Below are 15,232 nucleotides of genomic sequence, written 5' to 3' on the forward strand. Positions count from 1 at the left end.
CGGGTCCGTCCGGACAGATTTCCGGCCGGCTTCAGGGCCTACTCGAACCGGGACGGATCCCCGGTGCCGACGCGCACTACTTCTGCGATGCCGGAGGAATAGTCGATCACGGTTGTCGGGTCGGGGCCGCAGTGGCCGGAATCCACAACGCCGTCCACCTCGTGTTCCAGCCGGTCCTGGATTTCCCATCCCTCCGTCAGGGCTTCCTCCTGGCCAGGCAGCAGCAGCGTGCTGGACAGCAGCGGCTCACCGAGATCTTCCAGGATCGCCTGCACCACCTTGTGGTCCGGAATCCTGACGCCCACGGTCTTTTTCTTGGGATGCAGCAGCCGCTTGGGCACTTCCTTGGTGGCGGGCAGGATGAACGTGTAGCTGCCCGGCGTCACCGACTTGATGGCCCGGAAAACATCGTTGTCCAGCTGGACAAACTGTCCCAGCTGGGCAAAGTCGCGGCAGACCAGCGTGAAGTGGTGCTTGGCATCCAGCTGGCGGATAGTGCGGATCCTGTCCAGCGCGTCCCGGTTACCCACCTGTGCACCCAGGGCATAGCAGGAGTCCGTGGGATAGGCGATGAGCCCTCCGTCGCGCAGCATAGCCGTGATCTGGCTAACGGTGCGCGGCTGGGGATTGTCCGGATGAAGATCGAAATAGCGGGCCATCCCATGAGCTTACGCGGCGAGGCCAGCGTATGGGTGCTGTGCGGGGCCAGCCGCGCTGTGGGGCTGGACTGCCCGGAGAGCCGGAACCATACTTCCGGCATGAGAACACCAGAGCCGGTGCGGTCCACCCGGGAGAAAAGCCTCATTCTCCTGGAGGCAGCTGTTGGAGCAGCGTCGCTGGGCTCCGGAACGCTCCTCGCCCTGCGCCCGGACGGAGCCTTCCTCCATTCCGGTCCTTCGGCACTCCGGCGCACCCCGTTCCACAGCTGGCGGGTGCCGGGACTGCTCCTTGCTTCCGGGTTCGGCGGGGGATACCTCCTGGCAGCCCTCCTGCAGCTGCGCCGGCACCGCTATGCGCGGGCAGTTGGCGTGGCAGCCGGGTCGGCTCTGGTGGTGCTTGAGGCCTGGGAGGCCGTGTGGATCGAGTATCAGCCGCTGCTTGCCCTCTATGCGGCCGCCGGAGGGGCTGTGGCGGCGCTGGCCTGGAAAGGCTAGGAGTCCTCGGGTGTTTCGATGGACACCATCCAGCTCGTGCCGAACCGGTCCGTCAGCATGCCGAAGAGGTCACCCCACGGGGCCCGCTCGAGGGGCACCTGCATGGTGCCGCCGTCAAGCAGCCGGTCCCAATAGCCCCTCAGCTCGTCTGCGTCTGTGCCGCTGAGGGAGATGGAGTAGCTGCTGCCTTCATCAAGCTCCATGCTGTTTGGTGTATCCGAACCCATCAGGACAAACCCGTTGTCCGTGGTGAGGGAGGCATGCATGATCTTCTCGGCCTCTGAAGGATCTTCACTGGCCTGCATTTCCCCGTACGAGGTCATCTCCAGTGTTCCGCCAAAGACATGCTGGTAGAAGGACATCGCTTCGGCGGCGTTATCCCGGAAACTCAAATAGGGGTTCATGAGGCTGGACATAGCGAGGTCCCTTCAGGTTGGTCCTGACTCGACGGGTGGGGCTCTGATGGATCAAAAGTATGCACTTGGACACACCGCGGCGGAAGGGGGACCCAAAAAACCGTCTCCGACAGGGGGTTCGGCTGCGGTGCCTTCGTCCCGGAGGCACTTCCCGGTCCCGGCCGGGGCGTAACGTGGAAAAGTTGGGTTAGGCAACCTAATTCATTTCTGCGGGACGTGAGACGGAGTGCAAGTGGCAGCAGGCCAGACGGAAGAGAACCGGCAAGGGGTGCAGGGGAGGCTGTGGAGTAAGCCGTTCAGCCTCGCCATAGGAGTGAACTTCTTTATCTCCCTGGTGTTCTACCTGCTTATGACCTCTATGGCCCTCTATGCGGTCCAGCGGTTCTCCGCCTCCGACACGGCTGCCGGGCTGACGGCCGGCACGTTTGTGCTCGGTGCCCTGGCCGCGAGGATCTTCGCAGGGAAGTTCCTGGATTTCATGGGCAGGCGCCGCATGCTGCTCACGGGACTCTTTTTCTATACTGCGGCCTCGCTGCTCTATATCCCCGCTGACAGCCTGGCACTCCTGATCGCTATCCGGGTTATTCACGGCGCAGCGTTCGGGATGGCCAGCACGGCTATCAGCGCATCCGTCATGGCGCTCATTCCGGCAGGGCGCCGGGGCGAGGGAACGGGGTACTTCAGCATTTCCAATACCCTGGCGACCGCCGTCGGGCCCTTCCTGGCGGTGCTCCTGGTGGACCGCACAAGTTACGACGTCCTGTTTATGGTCACCACAGGCTGCGCAGGCGCAGCCCTGGCGGTGGCTTTGCTGCTCCGGCTGCCCGAACGCACCCTGACACCGCATGAACTGGCAGCCAAGTGGCGGATGCGTCCCTCGGACATCTTCGAGCCGCGGGCGGCAGCCATCGCCTCGGTAATGCTCGTGGCCGGGGTGGCCTACTCCGGAGTGCTCACGTTCCTGAATTCCTATGCCCAGCACCGGGACATGGTGGCAGCCGCCTCGGCCTTCTTCCTGATCTATGCCGGAATCGTCCTGGTCTCACGGTTCGTGGTGGGCAGGATCCAGGACTCGCGGGGCGATAACGCCGTCGTGTATCCGATCCTGGCGTCCTTCGCTCTCGGGCTGGGCCTGCTTGCGTGGGCTCCGAACGGCGCGGTGCTTGCCGTGGCCGGCGCCTTTGTGGGGTTGGGTTTCGGTGCGCTCATGCCCACCGCACAGGCAATTGCGGTCACGGTGGCTCCCGACCACCGGATTGGGATCGCAACCTCCACGTTCTTCCTGGTCCTGGATGCCGGCATCGGCCTCGGGCCGTTCCTGCTGGGGCTGCTCATTCCGCTGACCGGCTTTACCGGCATGTACGCCGTCCTGGCCGGGGTGGTTGTCGTTTCCATGGTGCTCTACCACTTCGTCCACGGCCGCAGCCAGCAGCCCGGGGGAGCGCGATAGCCCAGCGGCTGCACAACGCTGACAAGGCGGCACCGGCAGGATAGCCTGCCTGAATGGCAGCGAAGGCGACAACCATTTCCGTGCCCGGGCCCGACGGCGAGCGCGAAGTCAGGATCTCCAGTCCGGACCGCGTCCTGTGGCCGGAGCTTGGGTTCACCAAACTCGATTTGGCCGAATACATCAAGGCGGTTGGTCCGGCGTTCGTTGCCGCCAACGGGGACCGGCCGCTTTCGCTGCAGCGGTTTCCGGAAGGAATCGACGGGGAGCAGTTCTTCTCCAAGAATCCGCCCAAGGGTGCCCCGGCCTACGTACGGGATGTCATGGTGGTCTACCCAAGCGCCCGTTCCCACCCCCAGCTGGTCATCGACGAGCCCGCCGCGGCTGTCTGGGCGGTGCAGATGAACACCGTCGTCTTCCATCCGTGGCCCTCCCGTGCCGGCAACTCCGATAACCCCGACCAGCTGCGGATCGATCTTGACCCCCAGCCCGGGACCGATTTCGACGACGCAGTCCCTGCCGCCCTGGCGCTGCGGGAGGTGCTCTCCGAAGCCGGCCTGGATGCCTTCGTCAAAACATCGGGCAACCGCGGACTCCACGTCTTCGCACCCATCGAGCCTGTCCGTGAGTTCCAGGATGTCCGGCACGCAGTGATCGCCGCAGCCCGGGAACTGGAACGGCGAATGCCCCAGCAGGTGACGACGTCGTGGTGGAAGGAAGAACGCGGCGAAAAAGTGTTTGTCGATTTCAACCAGGCGAACCGGGACCGGACCATGGCGGGTGCCTACAGTCCGCGCGCGCTGGCGCACGCACCTGTTTCCACGCCGGTCACCTGGGATGAACTGGAAAGCGTGGATCCCACAGCGTTCACCGTCCTGACCGCGCCTGGGCGCCTTGCTTCAGTGGGGGACCCCTGGGCAGCAATGTATGAGGAGCCGGGGGCAATCGACGTCCTGCTCCGGTGGTGGCAGCGCGACCTCGACGCCGGGTTGGGAGAACTGCCGTTCCCGCCGGACTACCCCAAGATGCCGGGGGAGCCGCCGCGGGTCCAGCCAAGCCGCCGCAGGATGGAGTAACACCGGTGACTTAAATCACACTGGCAACGGGAAGCCCCGGGCATGGCTGACTGTTAACAATGAGTGGCAATTGCACCAGACAGAAAGCAGCACTCATGAGCATCAGCAGCACCGACTTCCAGAACGAGTTCGTCGTGGACAACGCAGCCCTGGACACTCTCTTCCTGGAGGCCCGCACAGCAAACACCTTCAGTGCCGAAGAGGTTACCGATGAGCATCTGCGCGCGATCTATGAGCTGACCAAGATGGGTCCGACGTCGATGAACATCCAGCCGATGCGGATCACCTGGGTGCGTTCCGGGGAAGCACGGGAGCGGCTCGTGAAGCACATGGCCGAGGGCAACCAGGCAAAGACTGCAGCAGCCCCGGTGGCAGCGGTGCTCAGCTTCGACACCGAATGGCATGAAGGCTTCCCGACCTTCTTCCCGCACGCTGCGGACCGTAAGGCCATGTTCGACGGCAACGAGGAACTGCGCACCGTCATGGGCAACAACAACGCTCACATGCAGGCTGCCTACTTCATCATGGCCGTCCGCTCCGTTGGCCTGGCCGCCGGCCCGATGGGCGCTTTCGATGCCGCGGGCATCGATGCCGAGTTCCATTCCGGCACCAGCCAGCGCACCTTCATGGTCGTCAACATTGGCAAGCCGGGCGAGAATGCCTGGTTCGACCGCCTTCCCCGTTACGACTTCGATGCCGTAACCACCACCGTCTAGTTTTTTCCAGACGGGAAAGGACCGGCTTCGGCCGGTCCTTTCTGCGTTTCCGGCACGCATTCCGCCCGCTGCGGCCCCGGACCCCTGTGCCGCCTTCTCCGCCAAGGGCAGGGGTGGGAGGATGGCAATGCCTGAAAGGCAGGACACATGGCGACAATCACCGTGGTAATCCCTTCCCGAAATGATGCACCGTTCCTGGCCCGTTGCCTGGAAGCGCTCAGCCACCAGACCAGGCCGCCGGATGAAACCCTCGTTGTGGACAACGGATCCACTGACAACACTGCCGCTGTCTGCGAAGCAGCCGGCGTCCGGAGAATCACCGAAGACGTGCCGGGGATAGCGGCGGCCACTGCGTGCGGTTTCGATGCCGCCAGCGGTGATGTCCTTGCCCGGCTCGACGCCGATTCGGTACCCCCGGCTGACTGGCTTGAGCGGATGGAAATCCTGCTGGGGGCCACAGGCGAGCTCACGGCCGTCACCGGACCCGGGGATTTTTACGGCGGTAACCGGCTGACCCGGTGGATCGCCGAGCATCTGTACATTGCAGGCTACCGCTGGTCCATGAACCTGCTGCTCGGCCACCCTCCGCTCTTTGGATCGAACTTTGCCATGCGCGCCTCGATGTGGAAGCGGCTGAGCGAGTCAGTCAAGCGCAGTGACGAACGCATCCACGACGACCTTGACATCAGTTACCACGTCGCACCGGATATGGATGTGGTGTGGGACGACTCCCTCCGTGTGGGAGTGAGTGCCCGTCCGCTGGAAAGCTGGAAGGGACTTGGGCGGCGCCTGTCCATGGCATGGCATACCTTCCGCGCTGAATTCGCGGAGGAAGCTCCGCTGAAACGGCTGCGGACGCGGCGGCAGCGGGCTGCGGCCAACGACGGCGCTGCGGCGCCGGAAACGGACTGATCCGCGCTGATCCGCACGCCGGCATGGACGTTAGGCCGCCGGCATGGACGTTAGGCCGCCGGCTTGGAGGCCCGTTCATACAGCGAGAGCAGATCCTGGGTGAGCTGGTGCGGATTCGTCTCGCACGGACTGTGCCCTCCCCGGTAGACGGCCAGCCGGGCGCCGACGGCGGACGCAAAGTCAGCATGTTCCTGGTTTGGCCAGATGTCATGCTCACCCACCGCCACGAGCTTGGGAACGGCGGACTGGGCCAGCTGGGCGCCAAAGTCTGGAACATCGCGCAGCAACCCCATAATGTCCTGGATCGACCGGCGGCGGGTAAGGGCAAAACGCTGGTGGACGAAGCGCATCCTGGCCGGCGGGACCCGGACAAAATTCCGCTTGACGCCCCAAACGATCAGCGAGGCGCTCAATTTCGCCGGCACCAGCCGAGCGAACGGACCCAGGACCGGAACTGCCCGGAACGACAGGCCGGCGACCGGCGGTGTGCTCATCAGAACGAGGCTGCGGAAAGCGTCTGGCGAGCGGAGCAGTCCCAGTGCCGAGACGACACCGGAAAACGAATGTCCCAGCACGTGTGCGGGGCCGTTCAGCCCGGCGAGGATAGTCAGCAGATCCTCTACGTAGAGCCGGTAGTCGTAGTGCCTGCCGGGCGGATCCAGGTGCTCGGGGCCGGCCGCTGCGGACTCATACTGTCCGGCAATGTCGTAGGACAGGACGTAGTAACCGCTCGCCGCCAGCAGCGGCATGACCAGCGAAAAGTCTTCCTTGGACCCCATCACGCCGGGCACGAGCACGACGGCGGGAGCGGCAGGGTTCCCCATCGCCAGGGCAGCAAGTGATCCGCTGGGAGCCGGGAGCTGAAGGCGGCGGGAACCGGCGGGCGGCACCGACCAGTCGATATCGGGGAGACGGGAGTCCAGCACGGCAGCAGGTGGGGAAACACCCCAGGAACCGCCGTCGGACGCGTTCCAGCGGTCCTCCAGGGAAGCCATACCTAACGATAGCCAGCACCGTGCCGGGCCGGGACTACGGGAGAGCCTTTACACCTCCAGAAGCGAAGATCAGAATGACGGCATCCAACTGCAGCCGCAGCGGAGACACTTCCCACCCCAGGAGGGTAATCATGGAACTCCCTACGCCCCGGCCCGTTCCGGACCAGGGCATCAAAGACAAGCACCGCAAGCTGTGGGCCCTGGGTGACTACGGTGCAGTTGCCCGTGAGGTTATTCCTTCCCTGGGTCCCATCCTGGTCAACGAGGCCGGAATCGGACCGGGGGACTACGTCCTGGACGTTGCTGCGGGCACAGGCAACGCCGCCATACCGGCTGTTGCCACCGGCGCCTCAGCGGTGGCCCTGGACCTCACGCCCGAACTTATCGAGCTGGGCAAGCTCAATGCACCCCAGGGCGGAGAGGAACTTCAATGGGTAGTGGGCGACGCCGAGGATATTCCCTTTGAATCAGGAACATTCGACGCCGTGATTTCATGCGTTGGCGTCATGTTTGCCCCGAACCACGGGCAGGCTGCCGCTGAACTGGCCCGGGTCACCCGTGAAGGCGGGACCGTGGCGCTGCTGAATTGGACCCCGGAGGGCTTCATCGGGGAGATGTTCAAGATCATGCGTGAATACCAGGTGCCGGCCCCGCCCGCATCACCCGGACCGCCCATGTGGGGCCATGAGGACTATGTTGCCTCGCTCATGGACGGGCTGTTGGAAGGGCTGGTCAGCCGGCGGGAGGTCCTGACAGTGAAGAGGTTCGCTGAGCCGGACCACTTCCGCGAATTCTTCAAATTGAACTACGGTCCCGCCGTCGGGGTGTACCGGGGCCTGGGCCAGGATGAGGAGCGGAGCGCTGCGCTGGACCGCGAACTCTCCGGGCTGGCCGAACGGTACGCGCGGAGCACGGAGGACGGAATGGAGATGGACTGGGAGTATCTCCTCCTGCGCGGCAGTGCGCTTGGATCCTGACCTGCTGACGTTTTTCTACGCGCTGGGCCGGGGATAGACTCTGACGTGCACCTCTCGTCCGAGCTTAGGAGTCGACCTTGTCCCGGAAACGCCGGCCCAATAAGTACGTTTACCGCTCGATCGTGATGGCTGGCGTGGCAGCGGTCAAGCTTTTCCGTGTCCCGGTCATCGCTTCGGGAGTTGAGCACTTTCCGGCCGATGAGGTCATCAAGGGCCTGGACCGCAAAGTGGTGCCCGGCAAGGGTGCCGTTGTTGCCATCACGCATTTCGGGTACCTCGACTTCGTGTTTGCCGAATACCTGATCTGGAAGCAGATCAAGGTGCACATGCGCTACCTGGTCACCAAGAAGGCAGCCCGGAAGAAGTTTGTCGGTGCGGTTTGTGAATGGTGCGAACACATTGTGGTTGACCGTTCAGACGGCGCAGCCGCTTACGTCGAGTCGGTGGAGAAACTGCACCGCGGGGACTACCTCGCAGTGCTTCCGGAGGCAGGCGTGAGCCGGAGCTTTACGGTCCGGCAGCTGAAGACAGGCGCCGTCCGGATGGCGGCCGAAGCAGGCGTGCCCATCATTCCGGTGTCGGTGTGGGGCGGACACCGCATGCTGACACGGGGCCATGGCCTGAGCCTGAAGGCAGTGTGGAAGACCCCTGTCCGGATCCATGTGGGCGAACCGCTCCGGGTAGATCCGAACGCCTCAGTTGCCGAGGAAACCGCACGGCTGCAGAAGGTGCTGCAGGCCGGAATCGACGAATGCATTGACACGTATCCGGAAGAGGCGCCGGCCGGTGCCTGGTGGATGCCGGTCAGCCGGGGCGGCTCGGCCATGACTCCGGAAGAGCAGATCATCCTGGACGAGGCGGACCGCGCCAAGTACAAGATCACCGGCTAGCGGGTTCGGCGATGTCCTCTGACCGCCGGGCATCGGTCCCTGTCCGCACCCGCCTTGCTGACGGCCGGGAGCTGCTCTACTTTTTTGACGGCGACGGCGGGCGGCCACACGCGTCCCTCCCGCAGGACAGCCGGGAGCTGCCCGCGAGGCCTGCGACACCCGAGCTGCGCTATGACCGGCTGCTCGGGGAGTGGGTTTCCTACGCGGCGCACCGCCAGTCCCGCACGCACCTGCCGCCGGCCCGGGAATGTCCGCTCTGCCCGTCCTCGGATACACGTGCCACGGAAATTCCGGCGCCGGACTATGACGTGGCAGTCTTCGAGAACAGGTTCCCGGCCTTCGGCCCGGAGACCGGCGGTGCACTGCGCCCTCCGGATTGGGCTTTCGAGGAGTTTCCCGCCGTCGGGCGCTGCGAAGTGGTTGCTTTTTCCGCCGACCATGCAGCGTCCTTTCCCGGCCTGACGCGCCAACGGGTCCGGACCGTGATCGATGCCTGGACGCACCGGACGGCCGAGCTTTCCAGGCTTGCGGGGGTTGGACAGGTCTTCATCTTCGAGAACCGCGGTGCCGAAATCGGCGTCACCCTGCACCACCCGCATGGGCAGATCTATGCGTATCCGTTCCCCACGCCGCGGACGCTCACCCAACTGGAGAGCGCCCGACGGTACCGGGCTGAGGGGCGGGGCGAGCTGTTTGCGGACCTCCTCGCAGACGAGCTGGCCGACGGCCGGCGGATCGTGGCACGCGGCCGCTACTGGACCGCCTATGTTCCCTATGCGGCGCGGATGCCCCTTGAGGTCCACGTAGTCCCGCACCGTTCCGTCCCCGACCTGCCGGCCCTGAGCCATGAGGAGCGCGAAGAGCTCTCGGGGCTCTACCTGGATGTCCTGCAGCGGATCGAAGCGCTGTATCCCACACCCACCCCGTACATTGCGGCCTGGTACCAGGCTCCGGTGAACCATCCGCTGCGCGGGCAGTACCGTGTCCACCTCCAGGTCACGTCGCCTCGCCGGGCTGCCGGCAAGCTGAAATACCTGGCCGGGTCCGAAGCCGCCATGGGGGCCTTCATCGGTGACGTCATCCCGGAAGACACCGCTGAACGCCTGCGCGGAGCACTGCCGCCGTTCGCGGCCTCCCGGGCCGCGGAGGATGAGGCATGACGACGCCGGTGCAGGCAACAGCCGAGCGGTTCCGGAAGCTCTACGGCAGGGCGTCGGCCGGCCTCTTCTCCGCGCCGGGACGGGTGAACGTGATCGGGGAACACACCGACTACAACCTCGGGTTCGTCCTGCCGGCCGGCATCAACCGGCGGGCCCGGATTGCCGTTCTGCCGCGGGGGGACGGTGTCCTGCGGATGGCCACCACCGGCACCGGGGACCCGGCCGAGAGCACAGTTGCGGAGCTTGGTCCCGGGATGCTGCAGGGGTGGAGCCGCTATGTTGCCGGCGTGCACTGGGCGTTTGGACTTCGCGGGGTTGCGGTGCCGGGCATGGACATCCTGCTGGACTCCGACGTCCCGGCCGGGGCTGGGCTTTCCTCATCCGCGGCGATCGAATGCGCGGTGGCGCTGGCCGTCAACGAATTTTCCGGGGCAGGGCTTCCGGCGGAGGACCTGGTGCTGCTGTGCCAGCAGGCTGAGAACGACTTCGCGGGCGCACCCACCGGCATCCTGGACCAGTCCGCATCGCTGCTGTCCACGTCGGGGCATGCTCTCTTCCTTGACTGCCGGACCCGCGAATCGCGCCACGTCCCGCTCGACCTGGCGGGGGAAGGGATGGCCCTGCTGGTCATCGACACCAAAGTGAGCCATGCGCATGACTCCGGCGGGTACGCGGACAGGCGGGCGGATTGCGAACGGGCCGCCGCAACACTTGGGCTGGGGTCCCTCCGTGAGATCAGCCTGCCCGACCTGGTGCTGGCTGCACCGTCCCTGGATGCCCTTGCCTACCGCAGGGCACGGCATGTGGTGAGCGAGAACGCGAGGGTACTCTCCGTCGTCGAACATCTTGAAGCCGGCAGGCGGGCAGCGGGGCTGGGCCCGTGGCTTGCCGCCAGCCACGAATCCCTCCGGGACGACTTCGAGGTTTCCTGTCCGGAACTGGACCTTGCAGTGGAAGCCGCCATGGCGGCGGGAGCAGCCGGAGCGCGGATGACCGGTGGCGGCTTCGGCGGATCGGCGATCGCCCTGGTGCCGGCGTCCGACGCCGCGAGGATCGGATCAGAGGTCTGCCGTGCCTTTGCCCGGGCGGATTTTCTCGTCCCCGAAGTTTTCGAGGTGGTACCGGAAGACGGAGCGCGGCGCGAGTTCTAAGAACCGCCGCCGGCTCCGCGTCGGTCCGGCTAGCCGATGGCCTCGCGGATGGGGGTATCCCCGTTGATGAACTCAATGAACTGCCCGATGGTGCCCGGACGTTCCAGTACCTGCGCGGCAACTGCCGCAACATCCGTGCGGGAGACACTTCCGTCCTGTCCGGGGCCAACGCTGATTGCTCCGGTACCGGGATCGTTGGTCAGGGCGCTGGGTCCCAGGATGGTCCAGTCCAGCCCGCTGCGCCGCAGGTAGTCGTCCGCAGCTGCCTTTGACTCGGCATAGGCGTAGAAGGGGTTGTCCTCGGGAACGCCGTGATCCTTGCCGGCACCCATGTAGGAGACCATGACGTAGCGGTTCACCCCTGCCTGTTTGGCGGCGTCGATCGACCGGATCGCAGCATCACGGTCCACCGCGTACGTCCGTTCCGGCGAGCCGCCGCCGGCACCGGCGGACCACACCACCGCATCATGGCCGACAAGCTTCTCAGCGATCGCGCCGGAGTCCAGCTGCTCCACGTCGGCCACAACGGGAGCCGCTCCGGTGGACTGCACTTCGGCCACATGGTCGGGATTGCGGAACAGTGAGGTGACCTGGTGTCCGTTCGAAGCCAGGTCCTTGGCCAGCTGAAGGGCCACCTTGCCGTGTCCGCCGATAATTGCCACTCGTGCCATGTTGTTCCTCTCGTAGGGACGTCCTCAATCGCCCAGGGGCGTCCCCAAAAGCATAAGCATACTTATGGTTGCTTTGTCGAAACCCATGCCTGCAGCTGCCCCAAAGGGCACCTTAGCCACATCAGAGCCTTTCCGGCCGGGAGGTATGGTGCCGGTCCGGTGTGCTGGCTAGTATCCGAAATGGCTCCGCGGCACCCAGCGGCCAGCCGACGCCGGGCCGAAAGGATGCCTATGTCTACTGCAACCGCGGAAGCAGACCTCACCGTCCAGACCGCCGAGGGGCCTGTCCGCGGCAAAACAGCCGGCGGTACCCGGACCTGGCGCGGAATTCCCTACGCAGCACCTCCCATCGGTGAGCTCAGGCTGCGCCTGCCCCGCCCGCCGGCACCGTGGCGGGACGTCCTGGATGCAACGGACTTTGGGCCCTGGGCTCCCCAGCGGACACGCCGTCTGCTGGGAGGGGCGTCCCCCGGAACGCCGAGGAGCGAGAACTGCCTCACCATTAACGTCACCGCTCCCATGCAGCCCTCCGGGGACCCGTTGCCGGTGCTGGTTTTTTTCCATGGCGGGGCCTTCACCTCGGGTTCCGGCGCGATGGGCATCGCTGACGGGTCCGGGCTGTCTGCTGGCGGCAACGTCGTCCTCGTGTCCATGAATTACCGGCTGGGTGCCCTCGGCTTCATGGATTTCCGTCCCTATTCCACACCGGAGCGGACGTTTGACGTGAACGTGGGACTGGCCGACCAGATCGCCGCCCTGGAGTGGGTGCGGCGCAATATTGCGGCGTTCGGCGGAGACCCGGGAAACGTCACGATCTTCGGCGAATCGGCAGGAGCCATGTCCGCGCTGACGCTGATGTGCATCCCGTCTGCCGCTGGCCTCTTCCACCGGGCGTTCCTGCAGAGCCCTGCACCGTCGTCGGCCTACGGTCCGGAACTGGCATCCGGATTCGCCTCGGAACTGCTGGGCCTGCTTGGCGTTGGATCCGGAGGTGCAGCCGAAGCCCTGGCGGAAATCCCCGCTAATGCACTGGTTGACGCGGCAACGCAGCTCTCGAAGAAAATCATCCCTGATGCCTATCCCGGAGCGCTGAGCTTTGCGCCCGTCGTTGACGGATCGTTCCTGCCGCTTCACCCCATCGATGCCTTCGAGCAGGGCCGGGCAGCAGCTGTTCCCATGGTGATCGGAACGATGGAAAACGAAGGAACCCTGTTCGAGAAATTGGACGACGTCCTTCCGACCAACCAGGCGCGCATTGAGAAAATGTTCGAGTTGACTGCACCCGGGCTGCGGGACCAGGTCATTGCCGGCTACCGCGGCTACCCGCATAAGAAGCAGGCAGTTGAAATTGGGGGAGACGCCGTGTTCTGGCACCCGTCCATCCAGGTAGCCCAGGCGCATGCAGAACACGCGGCGACCTGGTCCTACCGGTTTGACTACGCTCCACGCACGGCCAGGGTGGCGGGACTGGGGGCTACCCACGGGCTGGACCTTGCCGCGGTGTTCGGCACCTACGATTCCGGCCCCGGCAAGAACCTGGTGAGGCTCGGGAACAAACGGACCGCGGCCAATGTCGCCCACCGATTCCAATCCGCGCTGCTCCGCTTTGCGCGGACCGGTGCTCCGGGGCCAATGTGGCCGAAGTACGACCAGACATCACGCCGGACCAAGATCTTTGACCGGTATGACCGGATTGAACTTGACCCCCGCGCCAGCAGGCGGAAAGCCTGGGACGGTTACCGCGGCTGGCGCTGATTTCCTCTGTGCCGGGGCCTCCCCGCCGGGCACATAAGATTAACCAATGACCGCTACACTCGTCGCCCGGGAACTTTCCGGCGGCCACGCCCACCGCGTCCTCTTTTCACATCTCTCCCTCACGGTGGGACCGGGCGACGTCGTCGGGGTGGTAGGTGCCAACGGCGCCGGAAAGTCCACGCTGCTTCGAATCCTGGCAGGCGCGGCCGAGCCGATGGCTGGCACCGTTGAACGGCATCCAGTGGATGCCTTCGTTGGCTGGCTTCCACAGGAACACGAGCGGGTCGAGGGTGAAACCGTGGCCGGCTACATCGCCCGCCGCACCGGGGCAGCCGCTGCCACCGCTGCCATGGAGGCCGCAGCAGACGAACTTGGCGCAGAAACCGCGGGCAGCGGGGACCGGTACGCGGCGGCACTGGAGACCTGGCTCGCCTCCGGCGCCCCCGACCTGGACGAACGGATGCCTGCCGTGCTGGCCGAGCTGGGCCTGGATGTTGGTCCGGAGGCCCGAATGACGGGGCTTTCCGGCGGACAGGCAGCCAGGGTATCCCTGGCTGCCCTGCTGCTCAGCCGCTTCGATATCGTCCTGCTCGACGAGCCCACCAATGACCTGGACCTGGACGGACTGGCCAAGCTGGAGGAGTTCGTCCGCGGGCTGCGCGGCGGCGTCGTCCTGGTGTCGCATGACCGTGAGTTCCTGGCCCGCTGTGTGACCACTGTGGTGGAGCTGGACCTCACCCAAAACCAGGTAGCAGTGTACGACGGCGGCTACGATGCCTTCCTGGAGGAACGTGCCGTGGCCAAGCGGCACGCGAGGGAAGCGTACGACGAGTTTGCCGGCCGCAAGGCAGACCTTGTGGCCAGGGCCCGGACGACGCGGGAATGGAGCTCCCAGGGTGTGCGGAATGCCATGCGGAAATCCCCGGACAATGACAAGATCCGGCGCAAAGCAAGTACTGAGTCCTCCGAGAAGCAGGCCCAGAAAGTTCGGCAGATGGAGTCGAGGATCGCTCGGCTGGAGGAGGTGGAGGAGCCGCGGAAGGAATGGCAGCTCCAGTTCAGCATTGCTCCGGCGCCGCGGTCCAGTTCTGTGGTGGCGACCCTGAACGAAGCTGTGGCCCGAAAGGGCGATTTCACGCTCGGGCCGGTGTCCCTGCAGGTCAACGCCGGGGAGAGGATCGGCATCACGGGCCCCAATGGAGCAGGAAAGTCGACCCTGCTGGCGTTGCTGCGCGGCATCCTGGAGCCTGAGGCAGGAACGGCGTCGCTCGGTGCATCCGTGGCGGTGGGGGAGATCGACCAGCTGCGCGGACAGCTTCCCGCCGGAGAGCGGCTCGCTGATGCTTTCGAAGCATGCGTTCCCGAGATGACTGCCGCGGAAGTGCGGACCCTCCTGGCGAAGTTCGGGCTGAAGGCAGATCAGTCGGGCAGCCTCGTGGGAGCGCTTTCCCCCGGGGAGCGGACCCGGGCCGCGCTGGCACTCCTCCAGGCCCGCGGGGTGAACCTGCTGATCCTCGATGAACCCACCAACCACCTCGACCTTCCCGCCATCGAGCAGCTGGAGGAAGCGCTGGAGAGTTACGAGGGCGCGCTGCTGCTGGTCACCCACGACCGCCGGATGCTGGAGAACGTGCGTCTGGACCGGCTCTGGAATGTTGAGGCCGGGCGCGTCAGCGAAAGCTAGCCGGCCCTCCTGTTGCCACATCCGTCTCACCCGTAACGTCGGCTGGGAATCCGTGCACGGCCGCTCTCCGGCTACACCCTGCTATGGGAACAGTGGCGACGCGGAGACAGCACCACGCCGGCGCTGCAGTTTGGGTAAACGCTGCTTTGGGTGCGGAAACACTGCGCTTTGGGTTCGGAAATAATGCGTTCCGGGATTTCGCTGCACCCTGTGACACGGATTCGCTGC

General features: G+C 65.4%; 15 protein-coding genes. 11 read left to right on the plus strand and 4 right to left on the minus strand.

The genetic code is table 11. The annotated features are described in order from the left end of the window. Positions 1 to 38: 38 nt before the first annotated feature. Positions 39 to 659: an L-threonylcarbamoyladenylate synthase gene (locus LOC59_RS06900; protein WP_227896821.1), complete on the minus strand. Its 621-nt coding sequence runs from the start codon at positions 657 to 659 to the stop codon at positions 39 to 41. Between the two features lie 99 nt (positions 660 to 758). Between LOC59_RS06900 and LOC59_RS06905 the strand changes: the two genes are divergently transcribed. Then, positions 759 to 1,154, plus strand: a complete 396-nt coding sequence (locus LOC59_RS06905) for a hypothetical protein (RefSeq protein WP_227896820.1) — start codon at positions 759 to 761, stop codon at positions 1,152 to 1,154. On the opposite strand, the gene LOC59_RS06910 is transcribed toward LOC59_RS06905, so the two are convergent. Further along, a complete protein-coding gene (locus LOC59_RS06910) occupies positions 1,151 to 1,570 on the minus strand; it encodes a VOC family protein (RefSeq protein WP_227896819.1) in 420 nt (139 codons plus the stop codon). The genes LOC59_RS06905 and LOC59_RS06910 overlap by 4 nt on opposite strands. Before the next feature lie 232 nt (positions 1,571 to 1,802). Here LOC59_RS06910 and LOC59_RS06915 point away from each other — a divergent pair, with 232 nt between their 5' ends. From LOC59_RS06915 to LOC59_RS06930, 4 genes are all read left to right on the plus strand, one after another. Next, the gene (locus LOC59_RS06915; RefSeq protein WP_227896818.1) at positions 1,803 to 3,020 is read left to right on the plus strand and encodes an MFS transporter; all 1,218 of its coding nucleotides are present in this window, start codon (positions 1,803 to 1,805) and stop codon (positions 3,018 to 3,020) included. Positions 3,021 to 3,073: 53 nt separating this feature from the next. Next, positions 3,074 to 4,093 (plus strand): non-homologous end-joining DNA ligase, encoded by a 1,020-nt coding sequence (gene ligD, locus LOC59_RS06920; RefSeq protein ID WP_229971166.1) that lies wholly within the window; start codon positions 3,074 to 3,076, stop codon positions 4,091 to 4,093. 95 nt (positions 4,094 to 4,188) lie between these two features. Continuing rightward, positions 4,189 to 4,809, plus strand: coding sequence for a malonic semialdehyde reductase (locus tag LOC59_RS06925; protein ID WP_229971169.1), 621 nt, complete (start codon positions 4,189 to 4,191; stop codon positions 4,807 to 4,809). A 147-nt stretch (positions 4,810 to 4,956) separates the two neighbouring features. Beyond that, on the plus strand, positions 4,957 to 5,721 hold the full coding sequence (locus LOC59_RS06930) for a glycosyltransferase family A protein (protein WP_227917062.1): 765 nt from the start codon (positions 4,957 to 4,959) through the stop codon (positions 5,719 to 5,721). A 50-nt stretch (positions 5,722 to 5,771) separates the two neighbouring features. On the opposite strand, the gene LOC59_RS06935 is transcribed toward LOC59_RS06930, so the two are convergent. After that, on the minus strand, positions 5,772 to 6,716 hold the full coding sequence (locus LOC59_RS06935) for an alpha/beta fold hydrolase (RefSeq protein ID WP_227917061.1): 945 nt from the start codon (positions 6,714 to 6,716) through the stop codon (positions 5,772 to 5,774). 131 nt (positions 6,717 to 6,847) lie between these two features. Between LOC59_RS06935 and LOC59_RS06940 the strand changes: the two genes are divergently transcribed. The 4 genes from LOC59_RS06940 to galK all read left to right on the plus strand — a co-directional run bounded on the left by LOC59_RS06940 (position 6,848) and on the right by galK (position 10,894). Further along, a complete protein-coding gene (locus tag LOC59_RS06940; protein WP_227917058.1) occupies positions 6,848 to 7,693 on the plus strand; it encodes a class I SAM-dependent methyltransferase in 846 nt (281 codons plus the stop codon). Between the two features lie 77 nt (positions 7,694 to 7,770). After that, complete coding sequence (locus LOC59_RS06945) at positions 7,771 to 8,583, plus strand: lysophospholipid acyltransferase family protein (RefSeq protein ID WP_227896812.1); 813 nt, start codon at positions 7,771 to 7,773, stop codon at positions 8,581 to 8,583. Positions 8,584 to 8,594: 11 nt separating this feature from the next. Further along, entirely contained in the window at positions 8,595 to 9,743 is a 1,149-nt protein-coding gene (gene galT, locus LOC59_RS06950; RefSeq protein ID WP_229971170.1) for a galactose-1-phosphate uridylyltransferase, read from the plus strand. Then, positions 9,740 to 10,894, plus strand: coding sequence for a galactokinase (gene galK / locus LOC59_RS06955; protein ID WP_227896810.1), 1,155 nt, complete (start codon positions 9,740 to 9,742; stop codon positions 10,892 to 10,894). Before galT ends, galK begins: the two co-directional genes overlap by 4 nt. A gap of 29 nt (positions 10,895 to 10,923) precedes the next feature. Here galK and LOC59_RS06960 read toward each other — a convergent pair whose 3' ends face one another. After that, positions 10,924 to 11,565, minus strand: a complete 642-nt coding sequence (locus tag LOC59_RS06960) for an SDR family oxidoreductase (protein ID WP_227896809.1) — start codon at positions 11,563 to 11,565, stop codon at positions 10,924 to 10,926. Between the two features lie 231 nt (positions 11,566 to 11,796). Here LOC59_RS06960 and LOC59_RS06965 point away from each other — a divergent pair, with 231 nt between their 5' ends. Continuing rightward, positions 11,797 to 13,320, plus strand: a complete 1,524-nt coding sequence (locus tag LOC59_RS06965) for a carboxylesterase/lipase family protein (RefSeq protein ID WP_227896808.1) — start codon at positions 11,797 to 11,799, stop codon at positions 13,318 to 13,320. A 46-nt stretch (positions 13,321 to 13,366) separates the two neighbouring features. Continuing rightward, positions 13,367 to 15,004: an ABC-F family ATP-binding cassette domain-containing protein gene (locus tag LOC59_RS06970; protein WP_229971172.1), complete on the plus strand. Its 1,638-nt coding sequence runs from the start codon at positions 13,367 to 13,369 to the stop codon at positions 15,002 to 15,004. Positions 15,005 to 15,232: the final 228 nt, after the last annotated feature.

Origin of the sequence: Arthrobacter sp. zg-Y916, assembly GCF_020907385.1 — a bacterium.
In the GTDB taxonomy this organism is placed as follows: domain Bacteria; phylum Actinomycetota; class Actinomycetes; order Actinomycetales; family Micrococcaceae; genus Arthrobacter_B; species Arthrobacter_B caoxuetaonis.